Annotated in this window: 12 protein-coding genes; 5 read left to right on the top strand and 7 right to left on the bottom strand. The window is 72.5% G+C overall.

Annotated features, from left to right (window positions below):
- The first annotated feature begins 65 nt into the window (after positions 1 to 65).
- Positions 66 to 1,445, top strand: a complete 1,380-nt coding sequence (locus ACFYO5_RS30510; RefSeq protein WP_388715297.1) for an MFS transporter — start codon at positions 66 to 68, stop codon at positions 1,443 to 1,445.
- A gap of 208 nt (positions 1,446 to 1,653) precedes the next feature.
- Here ACFYO5_RS30510 and ACFYO5_RS30505 read toward each other — a convergent pair whose 3' ends face one another.
- Positions 1,654 to 2,409, bottom strand: coding sequence for a helix-turn-helix domain-containing protein (locus ACFYO5_RS30505; RefSeq protein WP_388714850.1), 756 nt, complete (start codon positions 2,407 to 2,409; stop codon positions 1,654 to 1,656).
- Positions 2,410 to 2,643: 234 nt separating this feature from the next.
- On the opposite strand from ACFYO5_RS30505, the gene ACFYO5_RS30500 reads away from it, so the two are divergent.
- From ACFYO5_RS30500 to ACFYO5_RS30490, 3 genes are read left to right on the top strand one after another with little or no spacing between them, the layout of a single operon-like run.
- Complete coding sequence (locus tag ACFYO5_RS30500; RefSeq protein ID WP_388714847.1) at positions 2,644 to 3,309, top strand: DUF4097 family beta strand repeat-containing protein; 666 nt, start codon at positions 2,644 to 2,646, stop codon at positions 3,307 to 3,309.
- A 52-nt stretch (positions 3,310 to 3,361) separates the two neighbouring features.
- Positions 3,362 to 4,318, top strand: a complete 957-nt coding sequence (locus tag ACFYO5_RS30495; RefSeq protein WP_388714844.1) for an ATP-binding cassette domain-containing protein — start codon at positions 3,362 to 3,364, stop codon at positions 4,316 to 4,318.
- Positions 4,315 to 5,106 carry an ABC transporter permease gene (locus ACFYO5_RS30490; protein WP_388714840.1) on the top strand — a complete coding sequence of 264 codons (792 nt, stop codon included), beginning with the start codon at positions 4,315 to 4,317 and terminating at the stop codon, positions 5,104 to 5,106. The genes ACFYO5_RS30495 and ACFYO5_RS30490 overlap by 4 nt, the downstream gene beginning before the upstream one ends.
- A 146-nt stretch (positions 5,107 to 5,252) precedes the next feature.
- On the opposite strand, the gene ACFYO5_RS30485 is transcribed toward ACFYO5_RS30490, so the two are convergent.
- The 4 genes from ACFYO5_RS30485 to ACFYO5_RS30470 form a co-directional block, all read right to left on the bottom strand.
- Positions 5,253 to 5,837 carry a flavin reductase family protein gene (locus ACFYO5_RS30485; protein WP_388715294.1) on the bottom strand — a complete coding sequence of 195 codons (585 nt, stop codon included), beginning with the start codon at positions 5,835 to 5,837 and terminating at the stop codon, positions 5,253 to 5,255.
- Between the two features lie 154 nt (positions 5,838 to 5,991).
- Positions 5,992 to 6,831 (bottom strand): enoyl-CoA hydratase/isomerase family protein, encoded by an 840-nt coding sequence (locus tag ACFYO5_RS30480; protein ID WP_388714837.1) that lies wholly within the window; start codon positions 6,829 to 6,831, stop codon positions 5,992 to 5,994.
- 160 nt (positions 6,832 to 6,991) lie between these two features.
- Complete coding sequence (locus tag ACFYO5_RS30475; protein ID WP_388714835.1) at positions 6,992 to 9,217, bottom strand: acetate--CoA ligase family protein; 2,226 nt, start codon at positions 9,215 to 9,217, stop codon at positions 6,992 to 6,994.
- Between the two features lie 322 nt (positions 9,218 to 9,539).
- Positions 9,540 to 11,054 (bottom strand): flavin monoamine oxidase family protein, encoded by a 1,515-nt coding sequence (locus ACFYO5_RS30470; RefSeq protein WP_388714833.1) that lies wholly within the window; start codon positions 11,052 to 11,054, stop codon positions 9,540 to 9,542.
- A gap of 654 nt (positions 11,055 to 11,708) precedes the next feature.
- Between ACFYO5_RS30470 and ACFYO5_RS30465 the strand changes: the two genes are divergently transcribed.
- Positions 11,709 to 11,906, top strand: coding sequence for a hypothetical protein (locus ACFYO5_RS30465; RefSeq protein ID WP_388714831.1), 198 nt, complete (start codon positions 11,709 to 11,711; stop codon positions 11,904 to 11,906).
- Between the two features lie 110 nt (positions 11,907 to 12,016).
- On the opposite strand, the gene ACFYO5_RS30460 is transcribed toward ACFYO5_RS30465, so the two are convergent.
- Complete coding sequence (locus ACFYO5_RS30460) at positions 12,017 to 13,210, bottom strand: flavin-containing monooxygenase (RefSeq protein WP_388714828.1); 1,194 nt, start codon at positions 13,208 to 13,210, stop codon at positions 12,017 to 12,019.
- Between the two features lie 286 nt (positions 13,211 to 13,496).
- Positions 13,497 to 15,098, bottom strand: a complete 1,602-nt coding sequence (locus ACFYO5_RS30455) for a subtype B tannase (RefSeq protein WP_388715291.1) — start codon at positions 15,096 to 15,098, stop codon at positions 13,497 to 13,499.
- Positions 15,099 to 15,304 lie beyond the last annotated feature (206 nt).

Raw genomic sequence — 15,304 nt, 5'->3', positions numbered from 1 at the left:
GTCCCCCGGGCCACTCGCTCGCCAGGAGTGCGGACCCGAAGCTCTATGACGTGACTCAGGCAGACATGACCCCGGCAGACGCGACGCGGACAGGCGGATCCGCCACGGACACGGTGGACTCCGTCCGCGGGGCTCCCCGCGCCGGGAAGCGGCGGGCGCGGATCCACCGGGCGTGGTTCGTCGCCGCCGTCACCTTCGTCACGATCATCGGCGCGGCCGCCTTCCGTTCCCTGCCCGGCCTGCTCATCGAGCCGCTGAACGAGGACTTCGGCTGGTCGCGCGGGACGATCGGCGCGGCCGTGTCGATCAACCTGGCTCTCTACGGCCTCACCGCGCCTTTCGCGGCGGCGCTGATGGACCGCTTCGGCATCCGCCGGGTCGTCGCCGTCGCGCTGACCGTGATCGCGGTCGGCTCCGGCCTGACCGTGTGGATGACGGCGGCCTGGCAACTGCTGCTCTGCTGGGGTCTGCTGGTCGGCCTGGGGTCCGGCTCGATGGCGCTCGCCTTCGCCGCGACGGTCACCAATCGCTGGTTCACCGAGCGCCGGGGCCTGGTCAGCGGCATCCTCACCGCGGCGTCCGCCTCCGGCCAGCTGATCTTCCTGCCGCTGCTGTCCTGGATGATCACCCGGTACGACTGGCGGCCGGCCGCGGTGACGGTCGCTCTCGCCGCCCTCGCGGTCGTCCCCTTCGTCTGGCTGCTGCTGCGCGACCATCCGGCGGACGTCGGGCAGATGCCGTACGGGGCGAAGGAGTTCGTGCCGAAGCCGCCTCCGGTGCGGGGTGCGGCGCGGCGCACGGTCAAGGTCCTGGTCTCGGCGGTGCGTACGGGCCCGTTCTGGCTGCTGGCCGGGTCCTTCGCGATCTGCGGCGCCTCCACGAACGGCCTGGTCCAGACCCACTTCGTGCCGGCCGCCCACGACCACCACATGCCGATCACGGCGGCGGCCTCCCTGCTGGCGGTGATCGGCGTGTTCGACGTCGTCGGCACGATCGCCTCCGGCTGGTTCACGGACCGCTTCGAACCGCGCCGGCTGCTCGCGGTGTACTACGCGCTCCGCGGCGTCTCGCTCCTCTTCCTGCCGATCCTGCTGGCCCCCACGGTCCACCCGCCGATGGTCTTCTTCATCGTCTTCTACGGCCTCGACTGGGTCGCCACCGTACCGCCCACCCTGGCGCTGTGCCGCGAGCACTACGGCGAGGACAGCGCCATCGTCTTCGGCTGGGTCCTCGCCTCCCACCAGGTCGGCGCGGCCCTGGTCGCCTTCCTCGGCGGCGTGGCCCGCGACGCCTTCGGCTCGTACGACGTGGTCTGGTACGCCTCGGGCGCGTTGTGCGCGGCGGCGGCGCTGATGGCCCTGGTGATCCGGCGCAGGCCCACGGTGCCGGGGGCGCGCGCCGGGACTCCCGCGCCCGCTGTACCCGCCGGGCCGGCGGCGGTCTGAAGGGGGTGGCGCCCGGCGGGGGCGGTCTGAGGAGGGGATCGCGCCTGACGGGGGCGTCCTCGCCGGGCCTGGCGGCGGTCTGAGGAGGGGACGGCGTCCGGCGGGGGTGTCCCTGCCGGTCCGGCGGCGGTCTGAGAAGGGGATGGCGTCCGGCGGGGAGAGCCCCCGCCGGACGCGACGGCCCCGGTGACGGAGGGCGGACGGCCGTCTAACCGCGGTCCGGGCCTGGCGTGCCGGTGCCGGTCGGGGGCGGTGCGGTCGGCGTGTGCAGGACCGCGCGGGCCTGTTCGGCGGCGCGGGTGATGCTCTCGGTGACGAAGTCGAGGAAGCGGGCGACGTTCTCCAGGCGGGTGGCGGCGGGGGTCTGCGGGCCGAGGACCGCGGCGCCCTGCCGTGCGATCTCGACGATCTGAGCGGTGGAACGGGCGCTGGCGATCATGGACTGGTACCAGATGTCGTCGTCGACGATGTAGCGCTCGCGGCGGCGCTCGTCGCGTTCGCGGCGCACCATGGCCTGGCTCTCCAGGAACGCGACCGCCTTCGAGATGGAGGCCGGGCTGACCCGGAGGCGCTGCGCGAGTTCTGCCGCGGTGAGGCTCCCGCTGTCGGTGAGGGTGAGGCAGGCCATGACCCGGGACATCATCTTCGGCATGCCCGAGGCCATCAGGACGGTGGTGAACGTCTCCTCGAACGCGCCGACGGCCTCCATGTCACGCCCGTCGACCGGCGAAGGCGCCTGCGTGCCGTGGGGCGGGGCGGACCTGCGGCGCTGGGTGCGGTGTTCGGTCGCGCGGTGGGCGAGGTCGGCGCGGTAGCCGGTGGGGCCGCCGTTGCGCATCACCTCACGCGTGACGGTCGAGGTCGGGCGCTCGAGCTGGCGGGCGATCTCGGCGTAGGCGAGGCCGTCGGCCAGTCCCGACGCGATCCGCTGGCGTTCGGCCTGGGTGAGTCTGCCTCCCGGCATCACGGTCTCCCTCGTGCTCTGTGGTGTGGCCCCCGGTGCGTCGAGCATAGCGTTCACTCTCATTCCATTGCAACGATAGGGGAGAGTCGTTGCGTTAACGTCGAGAGTTGATGCAACGATATATCCGCGTTGAGCTGCATGTAGCTGAATCGCGTGCAACAACTTCGTTGTGCGACCAGTGAACGCAACGTAGCGTTTGCGATGTCAGAAACAACGACCCGCAGGGAGAACACGATGCACACCTTTGCCACCACCGCCCCGATCTCCGCCGTCCTCGACATCCCCTCCGGACGCATCCAGCTCATCGCGGCGGACCGCGCCGACACCACCGTCGAGGTCCGGCCCGCCGACCCCCTCAGGAGCGGGGACGCCAGAACCGCCGAGCGGGCGACCGTGGTCTACGCCGACGGTGTCCTGCGGATCACGGCCTCGGGCGTCGGCAACCGGCTGACCGGCCCTTCCGGTTCTGTGGAGGTCACCGTCCAGCTGCCGGCCGGGTCCCGTGTCGAGGCCAGGGCCGCGAGCGCCGAGCTGCGCGGGGTGGGACGCCTGGGCGAGGTCGTCTTCGACGGCGCCCACCGCCAGATCAAGATCGACGAGGCGGCGGGCGTCCGTCTCACCGCGATCGACGGCGACGTCGAGATCGGCCGCCTCGGCGGGCCGGCGGAGATCAGCACCGCACGCGGCGACATCCGCATCGCCGAGGCCGTGCGCGGCACGGTCGTGCTCAGCACCCGGTCCGGCAGCATCTCGGTCGCCGCCGCGGCCGGTGTCTCGGCCGCCCTGAACGCCGGCACCGGCCACGGCCGCATCCACAACGCCCTCAAGAACGACGGCACCACCGCGCTGGACATCCGCGCCACCACGCCCCACGGCGACATCACCGCCCGCAGCCTGTGACACCCGCCCGCCCGCACGGACCCCGCCGCCCGCACACAGAGGAGCCTCCATCATGACCAGCTTGGCCATCGCGGCGCACGGGCTGCGCAAGTCCTACGGCGACAAGGTCGTCCTCGACGGCATCGACCTGGCCGTCCCGGAAGGAACGGTCTTCTCCCTGCTCGGCCCGAACGGCGCCGGCAAGACCACCGCCGTCAAGATCCTCTCCACGCTCATCACCGCCGACGCCGGCGAACTGCGGGTCGGCGGCCACGACCTGGCCGACGACCCGCAGGCGGTGCGGGCCGCGATCGGTGTCACGGGGCAGTTCTCCGCCGTCGACGGCCTGATCACCGGCGAGGAGAACATGCTCCTCATGGCGGACCTGAACCACCTCTCCAGGAGCGAGGGCAGGCGGGTCGCCGCCGAACTGCTGGAGCGCTTCGACCTCACCGATGCCGCGAAGAAGCCCGCCTCCACCTACTCCGGTGGCATGAAGCGCCGCCTCGACATCGCCATGACCCTCGTCGGCGATCCGCGGATCATCTTCCTCGACGAGCCCACCACCGGACTCGACCCCCGCTCCCGGCACAACATGTGGCAGATCATCCGCGGGCTGGTCTCCGACGGCGTCACCGTCTTCCTCACCACCCAGTACCTGGAGGAGGCCGACCAGCTCGCCGACCGGATCGCCGTCCTCAACGACGGGAGGATCGCCGCGGAGGGCACCGCCGGCGAACTGAAGCGGCTGATCCCGGGCGGATACGTCCGGCTGCGCTTCGAGAACCCGCGGAGCTACGAGACGGCCGCCACCGCCCTCGGCGAGGCCACCCGCGACGACACGGCCCTCGCCCTGCAGATCGCCTCGGACGGCAGCCAGCGCGAACTGCGCTCCATCCTCGACTGGCTGGACGCCGCCGGCGTCGAGGCGGACGAACTGACGGTGCACACCCCCGACCTCGACGACGTGTTCTTCGCCCTGACCGGCGGCGCCGCCGTCCCCCACCAGTCCAAGGAGACCGCCCGATGAGCACCCTCTCCCTCGCCGTACGCGACTCGTCCACGATGCTGCGCCGCAACCTGCTGCACGCCCGGCGCTATCCGTCGCTGACCCTGAACCTGCTGCTCACGCCGGTCATGCTGCTGCTGTTGTTCGTCTACATCTTCGGCGACACGATGAGCGCCGGTATCGGCGGCGGTGACGCCGACCGTTCCGCCTACATCGCCTACCTCCTGCCGGGCCTGTTGCTGATGACCATCGGCAGCACCACGATCGGCACCGCGGTCTCCGTCTCCAACGACATGACCGAGGGCATCATCGCCCGCTTCCGCACGATGGCCGTCCACCGCGGCTCCGTCCTCGTCGGACACGTCGTCGGCAGCGTCCTGCAGTCGGTCGTCAGCGTCGTCCTGGTCGGTGCCGTCGGCCTGGCCATCGGTTTCCGCTCCACCGACGCCACCGCGCTGGAATGGATCGCGGCGTTCGGGCTGCTGACGCTGTTCGCCCTGTCGCTCACCTGGATCGCCGTCGGGATGGGCATGGTCAGCCCGAACGCCGAGGCCGCCAGCAACAACGCGCTGCCGCTGATCTTCCTGCCGCTCATCTCCAGCACGTTCGTCCCCGTGGACTCGATGCCGGGCTGGTTCCAGCCGATCGCCGAGTACCAGCCCTTCACCCCCGCCATCGAGACCCTGCGCGGCCTGCTGCTCGGCACCGAGATCGGCCACAACGGATGGCTCGCCCTCGCCTGGTGCCTGGCGCTGACCGTCCTCGGCTACCTGTGGTCGAAGTCGGTGTTCGACCGCGACCCGAAGTGACCGACAGGACGACGCGGGCCTGCGCGCCCGACCCGCTCCACCCGACCCGCCCCACCTCAGGGCGGCGTACTCCGACAGCGCGTCGGGTACGCCGCCCTGTCGGCGTTCTCCCCCGGTGCCGTGCCGACGACCGGCCGGACGACGCGCTAGAGGAACCGCCCCCTGTGGAACAGCAGCGGTGCCTCGTCCCCGTCGGCCGCCCCCAGCGCGTGCACACGGCCTACGACGATGAGGTGGTCGCCGCCCGTGTGGACGGCGTGGATCGCGCAGTCGATCCAGGCGAGGGCGCCGGTGAGGCGGGGGGCGCCCGAGACCGGGGCGGGCTCGTGGGCGACGCCCGCGAACTTGTCGGCGCCGCTGACGGCGAAGGCGCGGCACACCTCGCGCTGACCGGCGCCCAGGACGTTGACGCAGAAGACGCCCGCGGCGGCGATCCGCGGCCAGGTCGTGGACGTACGGCCGACCATGAAGGCGACGAGGGGCGGGTCGAGGGAGAGGGAGGAGAAGGACTGGCAGGCGAAGCCGGCGGGGGGTCCGCCGGGGGTGGTGGCCGGTGCCGTGACAACGGTCAGCCCTGTCGCGAAGTTCCCCAGCACCCGCCGGAACTCCCCCTGGTCGACCGGCGCCCGCTCGTCCTCACGGACGCAGCGCAGCACCGGGCGGGGCGGCGGTTCGACCGGTCCCGCCCGAAGGTGCCGGACGGCCGCGGCCGCCGCTCCTGCGTGTCCCATCATGCCCCTCATTGAAACTGACGGCACGTCAGATGGGAAGGGGCGGGGAGGCCGGCGGCGCGGCGGAGCGGTGGCTGGAGTGGCGGGTGTGGCGGGTGTGGCGGAGCGGTGGCGGGGGTGGCACGGCTGTCGGCGGTGTTCGTCCCGGCCGCCGTCACCGGCCCCGGAACCGGGCCTCCCGCCGTTCCACGAAACTCGCCACGCCCTCCTGGGCGTCCGCGGTGGTCATGTTGATCTCCTGGGCGGCCGCCTCGGCGGCGAAGGCGCTGGCGCGGTCGCTGTCCAGGGACGCGTTGACGAGCTGTTTGGTCAGGGCCAGGGCACGGGTGGGCCCGGCGGCGAGACGGGCGGCCCAGGCGCGGGCCGTCTTCGCCAACTCGTCCGCCCGGACGACCCGGTTGACCAGGCCGAGGCGCTCGGCGTCCGCCGCCGTCAGCGCGTCGCCGAAGAACATCAGCTCCTTGGCGCGCTGCGGGCCGAGAAGGCGGGGCAGGAGGTAGGCCCCGCCGCCGTCGGGGACGAGGCCCCGGCGGACGAACACCTCGATGAAGCGGGCCGGTTCGGCGGCGAGGACGAGGTCGCAGGCGAGGGCGAGATGCGCGCCGAGTCCGGCCGCCGTGCCGTTCACGGCGGCGATCACCGGTTTCTCGCAGTCGAGAACGGCGGCGATCAGACGCTGAGCGCCGAGGCGCAGGGTGCGGGCGACATCGCCGGGGATCCGCTCGCCCGTCGCGGCACCGCCCCGCAGGTCCGCGCCCGCGCAGAAGCCGCGGCCCGTTCCGGTCAGGACGACCGCCCTCACCTCCGGGTCCGCGGAGGCCTCCGAAAAAAGTCGGATCAGCTGTTCCCGCAGGTCATCGGTGATGGCATTGAGGGATTCGGGGCGGTTGAGGGTGAAGGTCGAGACGTGGTTGTCAGTGGCGTGCCGTACCAATGACCCAACGGAATTTTCCGGCTTGTCGGTCAATGACGACACACGGGGGTAATCAGCCATGTTCATCTCATTCCGCTCGGCGGTAACAGCGGCGTCGGCCGTATCGGCGACGTCGGCGGCATCGGCGGCATCGGCGGTGGCGGCACCGGGGACGGCGTCCGCCCCCGCCCCCGATTCCGGGTCGGCCTCGGCCTCGGTGACCGTGGCGTTCGGCCGTCGCTCAGCGGCAGACCGCCAGCGCGTCCAGCGCCACGGCTCCCTGCCCCCACGGCAGGACCACCAGGGGGTTGATGTCGAGTTCCGCGAGGTCGTCCCCCAGTTCCAGCGCCATGCGCTGCACCCGCAGGACGACCTCCACCAGTGCGTCCAGGTCGGCCGGGGGGCGCCCCCTGACCCCGTCCAGCAGGGCCCGCCCGCGCAGTTCGTCGAGCATGGAGCGGGCCTGCTCCTCCCCGAAGGGCGGCACGCGTACCGCCACGTCCCGCAGGACCTCCACCAGGACCCCGCCCAGCCCGACCGTCACCGTCGGCCCGAACAGCTCGTCGTGGGTGATGCCCACGACCATCTCCACGCCCTGTTCGACCATCTGGCACACCAGGACGCCGTCCAGCGCCACGCCCTCGTAGCGGGCGATGTCGGTCAGGTCGCGGTAGGCGTCGCGGACCTGGCTCGCGGAGGTCAGGCCGACCTTGACCAGGCCCAGCTCCGTCTTGTGGGCGATGCGCTCACCGGACGCCTTCATCACCACCGGGTAGCCGACCAGCCCGGCCGCCCGTACGGCCGCCGCCGCGCTGGTCACCAAGTGCTCGCGCGGCACCCGGATGCCGTACGCCCGCAGCAGTTGCTTGGCCGCGTGCTCGCTCAGCTGCTGACCCGGGCGCATCAGCATCCTCGCCTTGCGGCTGGAGGGCGACGGCGTGCGGGGGGCCTCGTCGAAGGGGGAGCGGTAGGCGGCCGCGAACCGGTGGTGGCCGAGGTAGGCGCGCACGGCGGTCAGGCAGTTGCCGACCGTGCGGAAGGTCGCCACGCGGGAGGAGCCGAGCAGCACGTCCCGGTACGCGGGCTCGGTGCCGACCGGCGACCCCCACACCACGCAGACCAGCTTGTCCGTCCGCTCGGCGGCGTCCACCAGGTCCCGCACGAGCCGGTCGCTCAGCGGGGGGAAGGGGCCGGTGATCGGGCAGATCAGGACGCCTACCTCCGGGTCGTCCAGGAGTGCGTCGATGATCTTCCGGCCGCGTCGGTCACCGACCGGATGACCGCCGTTGTCGACCGGGTTGGCGACGTTCAGGTACTCCGGTATCCACTGGTGCAGCTCCGCCTGGCGGGCCGCGGACAGCTCGGGCAACCGCAGCCCCGCTGCCGTCGCCAGGTCGGCGACATGGGCGCCGGTGCCGCCCGAGATCGCGTACACCACGACACCGTCCGCCCGCGGCGGCTTCGCGCGGGCCAGCAGGGCCGCCGTGTCCTGGAGTTCGTCGAGTCCGTCGACGCGGATCACGCCGTACTGGCGCATCGCCGCGTCCACCACCTCGTCGGCGCCGGTCAGCTTGCCGGTGTGGGTGGCGGCGGTGCGGGCGCCGGCGTCGGTGCGGCCGACTTTCACGGCGACGACCGGCACCCCGCGGCGGGCGGCCCGGTCGGCGGCGAGCAGGAAGGCCCGGCCGTCCTTGAGGCCCTCGACGTAACAGGCGATGGCGCCGACCTCGGGACGCTCCGCGAAGTAGGAGAGGAAGTCGGCGGTCTCCAGATCGGCCTCGTTGCCGGTGGGTGCCCAGTGGGAGAGGCGGATGTTGAGTTCCTGGAGGGCGAACACCGGGCGCCCCTGGTGGCCGGACTGGGTGATCAACGCGATCGCCGGCCCGTCGAGATCGTCCCGGAAGTGCTCGAAGGCGTTCAGGTTGGTGTTGGGCCCCAGCAGTCGCACCCCCGAGCGGGCCACGGCCGCCGCGAGCCGTTCCTGGGCCGCGGCGCCGTCGGCGCCCGTCTCCGCGAAGCCGGAGGCGAAGACGACGGCGAACTTCACCTTCGCCTCGGTGAGTTCCTCGATCACCGGCAGCGGGTCGGCGACCAGCAGCACCGCCAGGTCGACCTCTTCGGGCAGGTCGGCGACGGACGGGCAGCAGGGAATGCCGAAGACGGCGGTACGGGTGGGATGCACCGGGTACAGCCGTGCCCCCACCCGCTCGGCCCAGCCCACCAGTTGTCGGGTGACACCGGTGTTCGGGCGTCCTTCGGCGTCCGAGGCGCCGATCACCGCGACCGAACCCGGCCGGAAGAACCGGTCGAGATCGGGGACCTCGGCATACAGCGGGCGCCCGCTGACATCCAGGTCGCCCGCCTCGGCGGGCCGGCCGTGGACGGCGGGCCCGGGTCGCTCGTCGCACGCGAGAACCCGGGCCCGGCGGGAGTCGGTGGTGAGGGTGCCGTGGGTTGATCCAAGCATCGGTCCGCCCGCTTGTGTGTGACTGCCTGGTAACTGACGCTCTGTCAGATTACAGAACTGACGAGACGTCAGGAATGGGCGTGCACGTCGGATGTGCGGCGTGGGCGGACGGGTGCGGGAGGACGAGCGGTGCGGGACGGGCGATGCCGGACGAGTGCGGGTGGACCGGTCGAGGCGGAGAACCGCGGGCGGACCCGGCGGACCCGGCGGACCCGGGGGGCTCGGCGGACCCGGGGGGCTCGGCGGACCCGGCGGGCCGGGTGGACCCGGCGGGCCGGGCACGTCGGGTGGACCGGGCGGACCGGACCGGCCGGGCCGGGGCCTACAGCGCTCCCAGTACCTCCTTCGCCACCCGCTCGCCCGACCGCACGGCACCGTCCATGAAGCCCATCCAGTGGACGGAGGTCTCCGTGCCGGCCCAGTGGATGCCGCCCACCGGCTCGCGCAGGGCCGGACCGTACTGGGTCAGGACACCGGGCGCGGCGATGGAGACGGGGCCGCCGCGGGTGTAGGCCTCGTTGTTCCAGCGTTGGAGGACGAAGGAGGTGGGGGACTTGGCCCGGTCGCCGAAGTAGGTGGCGAAGTCGGCAAGGACGGCGGCCTTCACCGTGTCGGCCGGGGCGGCGTCCAGCGCCCGCATCTTGTCGGCCTCGATGAAGCCCATCAGCGCGCCGTAGGAGGCGTCGGGCGGGGAGTTGTCGAAGGTCGAGCTGATCGCGCCGGTGTCGCTGACGACCTGGCCGTTGAGGCCGTCGGCCCGCCAGAAGGGGGTGTCGTAGACGGCGATCGCCTTGCCGACCGAGGCCATCGGCAGGCGCTGGGTGAGCTGGTCGCGCCCGGCGGGGAGGAGGGGATCGTAGGAGATGCGGGCGGCGAGCGGCGGCGGTACGGCGACGACGACCCGCTTGGCGGTGACGGTGACGCCGTCGGCCGTGACGACGTAAGAGGAGCCGGACCGGCTGATCGTGCGCACGGGGGCGTTCAGGACGACCCGGTCGCCGAGGGTGGCGGCGAGCTTGACCGGCACCAGCTGCGAGCCGCCGACGAAGCGCAGTTCCTGGGCGCCGTTCGCGGTCTCGGTGAGGCGCTCCAGGGTGCCGGGGGTCTGCTCGTTGCCGGCGGCGGCGATGTAGAAGAGGACGAACAGGAGGGAGAGTTCGCGGGGCTCGGCCGAGAAGATCGAGGTGCAGGCGACGTCGAGGAGGAACTTGGCCGACGGGATCACGGCGTTGGCGCGCAGCCAGGACTCGAAGGTCTGCCGGTCCCACTCGGCGGCCTTGGCGGCCGTCCAGGGGGCGTCGACCGGCACCTGCCGGGCCATGTCGTCCAGCGAGGCCTGCACGATCGCCGCGTTGGCGAGCCCGGCCGCGTCGACCGGCGGCACGGAGCCGAGCAGGCCGTCGGTGGCGTACGCGGTCTTCCTGCCGTCCTTGTACAGCAGGTTCTTGCCGGTGTTGTAGGTGGCGAAGGTCGTCACGCCCAGGGAGTCGGCGAGCGCCTTGATGCGGTCCTGGGTGGGGCCGATGAACTCGCCGCCGCCCTCGGTGACCCCGCCGTTGGCGAGCGGCAGGTTCACCACCCGGCCGCCGACCCGGTCCCGCGCCTCCAGGACGGCGACGGTCCGCCCGGTCGCCACGAGATCCCGCGCGGCGGTGAGCCCGGCGAGGCCGGCGCCGACGATCGCCACGTCCACGGTCCGCGAGGCCGTGGCGGCCGCCGCGGCGGCGGTCCCCGTGCCGGCCGCGGCCAGGGTGCCGGCCCCGGCGAGGGCGGCGGTGCCGCCGATCAGGGAGCGGCGGGAGAGCTGACGTCCAGGTATCTGTCTTCCACGTGCCACGTGCGTCCTCCGTCGTGCTGCGAGCGCTTCGAGAGCGAGAGGGGGTGGATGGGGTGGAACCAAAAGATGAACAGTGCTCACATTCTGGGGGTGCACGGGGTCCCGGGACAACGCTCGGGGAGTGGGCAACGGTCGCAACTGCGTCCGCTATTCGGGCTGTTGAAGCTCATGTTCTGCTCAGAACCGACGCAAAGGGGTGGTACCGGCGCGGCACACTGCCATGATCGAAAGAGCCGACGGAGGACCTCTTCGCCTGCTCCCGCCCCTCCCAGTGCTCTGCGGCGCCCACTGCTCCGCGGCCTCTCCGGCACCCTCGACACAGGAGAACTGTCATGCGCGTGTGGCGATGTGCCGTGCTGCTTCTGCCCGCCGTGGCCGGGCTGTCGGCCGCCACCGGCTGCTCGACGGACGACCCGCAGGCGTGGCCGCCTGCGCGGGCGGGCCTTCCCGGCCCGACGACTTCCGTGACCGCGCCCGCGCCCCCTTCGGCCGATTCCCCTGAACCCCCCCGTCGACCGGCCGCCCGAGTTGGACGGCTCGGAGACCGTCGCCGTCCGGCAGGGTGTGACGCGGGGCGGTCGCCATGTCGGCTTCGGGGCGGGGAGGAGGGGCGACGCGCTGATCGTCGCCGTGCGGTGCCAGGGGGAGGGGACCGTGGAAGTCACCGTGCGGCCGGCGGCGATGTCCTTTGCGCCGGCGTGCCGGGCCGCGGAGGTGACCACCGTGCAGAACCAGCTCGGTGTCGCGGGGGTCGAGGGCGCGGGCACGGTCCTCGTCGAGGCGCCCTCCGCCGTCCGCTGGTCCATGACCGTCGGACGTGGACCGGCGGCGGAGGCGGAACCGGAGCCTTGAGCAGGCCCGGAGCCGTGAGTAGGCCAGAGGCGTGAGCGGAACCGGTCCGTGAGGAGAACCGGAGCCGTGAGGAGAACCGGGCCCGTAGGTGAGGGACGGGCCCCGCCTCCTCAGTTCCGCCGCAGCTCCCGGCGTACCGCCTTCGCGATGCGTTCCGCGTCGAGGGACAGTTCGCGGAGGGTGCCGCTGATGGGGGTGGTGAAGCCGGTGAAGTGGAGGCCGGGGGCGGCGGCCGCCGTGCGGGGGCCGTGGACGGTCGGTCTGCCTCGGGAGTCGAGGACGTCGAGGTGACCGACCAGGTCTTCCAGGGCGCGCGCGTACCCGGTGGCGGCGATCACGGCGTCCGGCTGGACGCGGGTGCCGTCGGCGAGGACCACCTTGGCGTCCTCGAAGCCCTCCACGGCGGCCACGATCTCGACCTTCCCCTTGCGCACCGCGTCGAGCAGACCGACGTCCTGGACGGGGATCGCCCCTTCGCGGACGCGGCTGTACAGCCCGGTGTCGGGCCGCGGCAGCCCGTGCGCCGACAGGTCCGGCACGCTGACCTTGGCCAGTACCCGGCAGATCCGGTCGACGAGGCCGACGGGCAGCCGCCGTACGAGGATGCCGCTGTACTGCGCCGGCCAGCCCGCGGTGGAGCGGCGCACGATGTGCGGGACGGTCCGCACGGCCAGCCGTACCCGCTCGGCGCCGCTCTCCACCAGGTCGACGGCGATCTCGGCGCCGGTGTTGCCGACGCCGACGACGAGGACGTCCCGGCCGGTGTACGGGCTGCCGTCGCGGTACGTGGAGGCATGGGTCAGTTCGCCGGTGTACGTGGATCGCCCGGGCCAGTCCGGCAGCGACGGGGTGTGGTTGTAGCCGGTGGCGACGACGACCGCCGCGCCGGTCAGCTCCCGTCCGCCCGAGGCGTGCAGCAGCCATCCCGTGCCGTCGGGGGTCCGCTCGACGCGGGAGACCTCGACGCCGGTGACGATCTCCAGCTCGTGATGCTCGGCGTACTTCTCCAGGTACCGCACCACGTCGTCGCGGGCCACCCACCGTCCGAAGCGGCGGGGCATCGGCAGACCGGGCAGGGCCGAGCGGCGCCGGGTGGTGTGCAGACGCAGCCGGTCGTAGTGGCGCCGCCAGGACGCGCCTACCCGGTCGGACTTCTCCACCACGACGGCGCGTATGCCCTGGGCGCGCAGCGCGTACGCGGTGGCGAGGCCGCCGGGGCCGCCGCCGATGACGTAGACCGGCCGGTCGGCGGGGTTCGCGGCGCCGGTCGCGGAGGGGTTCGCCTGCGGTGCGGAGTCTTCCATGAGCGCGAGCGTAATCACGCGCGGCATTGATGGGTCTCGGTCAAGACGGGAATTGGTTGCGGATCGATCACGTCTGCACGAATGGTGTGCGCGGTGGGTGAGGCCGGTCATCCGGTCGTGGACATGGCGCGACGCCGGGCCCGGGTGCGCGGGGGCCCGGCGTCGCGGGAGACGGCGTCCTTTTCTTATGACGGGAAGAGGACGCCGCCGTTCAGGGTGGGTGGCCGGAGCCGGACGCCGCCGCCGTTCAGGGATGGGTGGCCGGCGCGAGGGCCGCCCGGCAGGGCTACCTGACGGCCTTGTGCCCTGTCACCTTCGCGATCCACTTGATGAAGTCGCCCGGGTCGGTGTTGGCGCCGTGGCCCTGGTCCCAGTAGTAGAGGTGGTCCACGTCGTCGCCGAGACCGTGCGCGGCGGCGGCGATGTTGGCGGAGACCGTCAGCGAGGTGTCGGAGTCCTTGGTGCCCAGCCGGATCCACCAGTGCCTGCTGCGAGCGGAGTTGGGCTTGTCGACCAGGTGGTACATCGGGTTCATCAGCCGCAGCGGCTCGGGGATGTCGCTGTCGACCCGCTTGGCGGTGAGGCCGGTCGTGTCGTGCTTCTGGCCGTACGCCGTGAAGTGCCGGGCGAGGGTGGTGCCCTTGCCGAACTCGTTGTTCTCGCCCGAGGAGAGGTCGAAGGGGTCGAACGCGGGGACGTTCTTCTTGCGGGCGCCGACGTGGGTGAGGAAGTCGGCCCAGGAGAAGGAGGCCCTGCCGTTCTTCCAGGTGATGAAGGTGTGGGCGGCGAGGTAGGTCGCCCGCGCCGAGTCGGACAGGGCGGCGAGGAAGCTGGTGGCCGACGGTTGCAGGTACTGCTCGACCAGGTACGCGTCGTAGTTGCGGGCGGTGAGCGTGCCGAAGCCGCTGAGCCCCTTGAGCTTCAGGGAGGCCTGGTACTCGGCGAACTGCGCGCGCAACTCCTTCGACACCGTCTGGTCGACGACCGTGCCGGCGGACGTGGCGTTGCCGCCCCAGTTCCACTCGTAGGCGCCGTCGGCGTGCTCCAGGTCGGTGATCGGGCACCAGGCGCCGGTCGCGAAGATGGCGTCGGAGGCGTCGGCCGCGCCGATCTCCTTCAGGTACGGGGCGTATATCGGGCTGTCGCCGGAGGCGCCGAGCAGTGACGAGAGGGCGCCGCCCGCGCTGGTGCCGGCGGAGACGATCCGGTCCGTGTCGCCGGGGACGCGGCCCTTGTTGGCGCGTACGTACCGGACGGCGGCCTTGAGGTCGACGATCGCGGCGGGGGCGACGCCGTAGTACTCGCCGGCGGAGTTCTTGAGGCTACGGCCCCGGGCGCCGGGCTCGATGACGACGTAACCGGCGGCCAGGGCGAGCAGCTGGTTGGTGCTCCTGGCACCGCCGGTGGGGTTGGTGTTGCCCGTCGCGTCGGAGGCGGAGGGGCTGGGCGCGGCGGTCGGGGTGGCCGAGCCGCCGGGCGCGCCGCCACCGCCCAGGGGTCCGCCGGCGCCGCCGCCGATCCCGGTGGCGTCCGCGACGGAGGACGGCATGTATCCGCCGACGGAGTTCGCGAACAGGATCGGAGCGTTCGAGGCGTCCACCGCGGTGCCGTCGATCTTCACCGGGGCGCTGACGTTGAGGCTCTGGTACTTCTCGTCCACCGGCTTGGCGACGTAGGTGACCGCCTTCCAGAAGTGGTAGGTCACGGAGTGCTCGGTGCCCGCCGCGTCCGTGACCGTCGTCGTCAGCTCGGTGTAGGCGTCCGGGTCGAAGGCCAGGGAGCCGAGGGGGGCCGAGCCGGACGGGGACGAGGTGGTGCCGGACGACGCCTGAGCGCTGAAGGCGAGGCCGCCCACGGCGGCGACACCGGCGGTGGCCCCGATGCCCATGACGAGCGACCTGCGCTTGACTGCCCTGTGCTTCACGATGCGACTCCCTCGCTGCGGGTGGCTTCCGTCAGCGACGGTATCCAGATCGTGCACAAAATTGCCAACAATCCGTGGACTTCTGCGGGACTTCATGGGGGATGCACAGGTTCACGGACCGGGCGCGACCGCGCCGCTCTCCCGTCCGGCGGTCACCGAGGGGCTGCTCG

This window comes from Streptomyces sp. NPDC006259 (assembly GCF_042870975.1).
Taxonomy (GTDB): domain Bacteria; phylum Actinomycetota; class Actinomycetes; order Streptomycetales; family Streptomycetaceae; genus Streptomyces.
Note: the sequence above shows the minus strand (reverse complement) of the source record. Positions and strands in the feature narration are given on the sequence as shown.

Excerpts from the sequence above, each read along its gene's own strand:
- ACFYO5_RS30455 (WP_388715291.1), bottom strand. The coding sequence starts at position 15,098 with ATGGGCATCGGGGCCACCGCCGGTGTCGCCGCCGTGGGCGGCCTCGCC.
- ACFYO5_RS30495 (WP_388714844.1), top strand. The coding sequence starts at position 3,362 with ATGACCAGCTTGGCCATCGCGGCGCACGGGCTGCGCAAGTCCTACGGC.
- ACFYO5_RS30485 (WP_388715294.1), bottom strand. The coding sequence starts at position 5,837 with ATGGGACACGCAGGAGCGGCGGCCGCGGCCGTCCGGCACCTTCGGGCG.
- ACFYO5_RS30500 (WP_388714847.1), top strand. The coding sequence starts at position 2,644 with ATGCACACCTTTGCCACCACCGCCCCGATCTCCGCCGTCCTCGACATC.
- ACFYO5_RS30460 (WP_388714828.1), bottom strand. The coding sequence starts at position 13,210 with ATGGAAGACTCCGCACCGCAGGCGAACCCCTCCGCGACCGGCGCCGCG.
- ACFYO5_RS30480 (WP_388714837.1), bottom strand. The coding sequence starts at position 6,831 with ATGGCTGATTACCCCCGTGTGTCGTCATTGACCGACAAGCCGGAAAAT.
- ACFYO5_RS30490 (WP_388714840.1), top strand. The coding sequence starts at position 4,315 with ATGAGCACCCTCTCCCTCGCCGTACGCGACTCGTCCACGATGCTGCGC.
- ACFYO5_RS30475 (WP_388714835.1), bottom strand. The coding sequence starts at position 9,217 with ATGCTTGGATCAACCCACGGCACCCTCACCACCGACTCCCGCCGGGCC.
- ACFYO5_RS30510 (WP_388715297.1), top strand. The coding sequence starts at position 66 with ATGACCCCGGCAGACGCGACGCGGACAGGCGGATCCGCCACGGACACG.
- ACFYO5_RS30505 (WP_388714850.1), bottom strand. The coding sequence starts at position 2,409 with ATGCCGGGAGGCAGACTCACCCAGGCCGAACGCCAGCGGATCGCGTCG.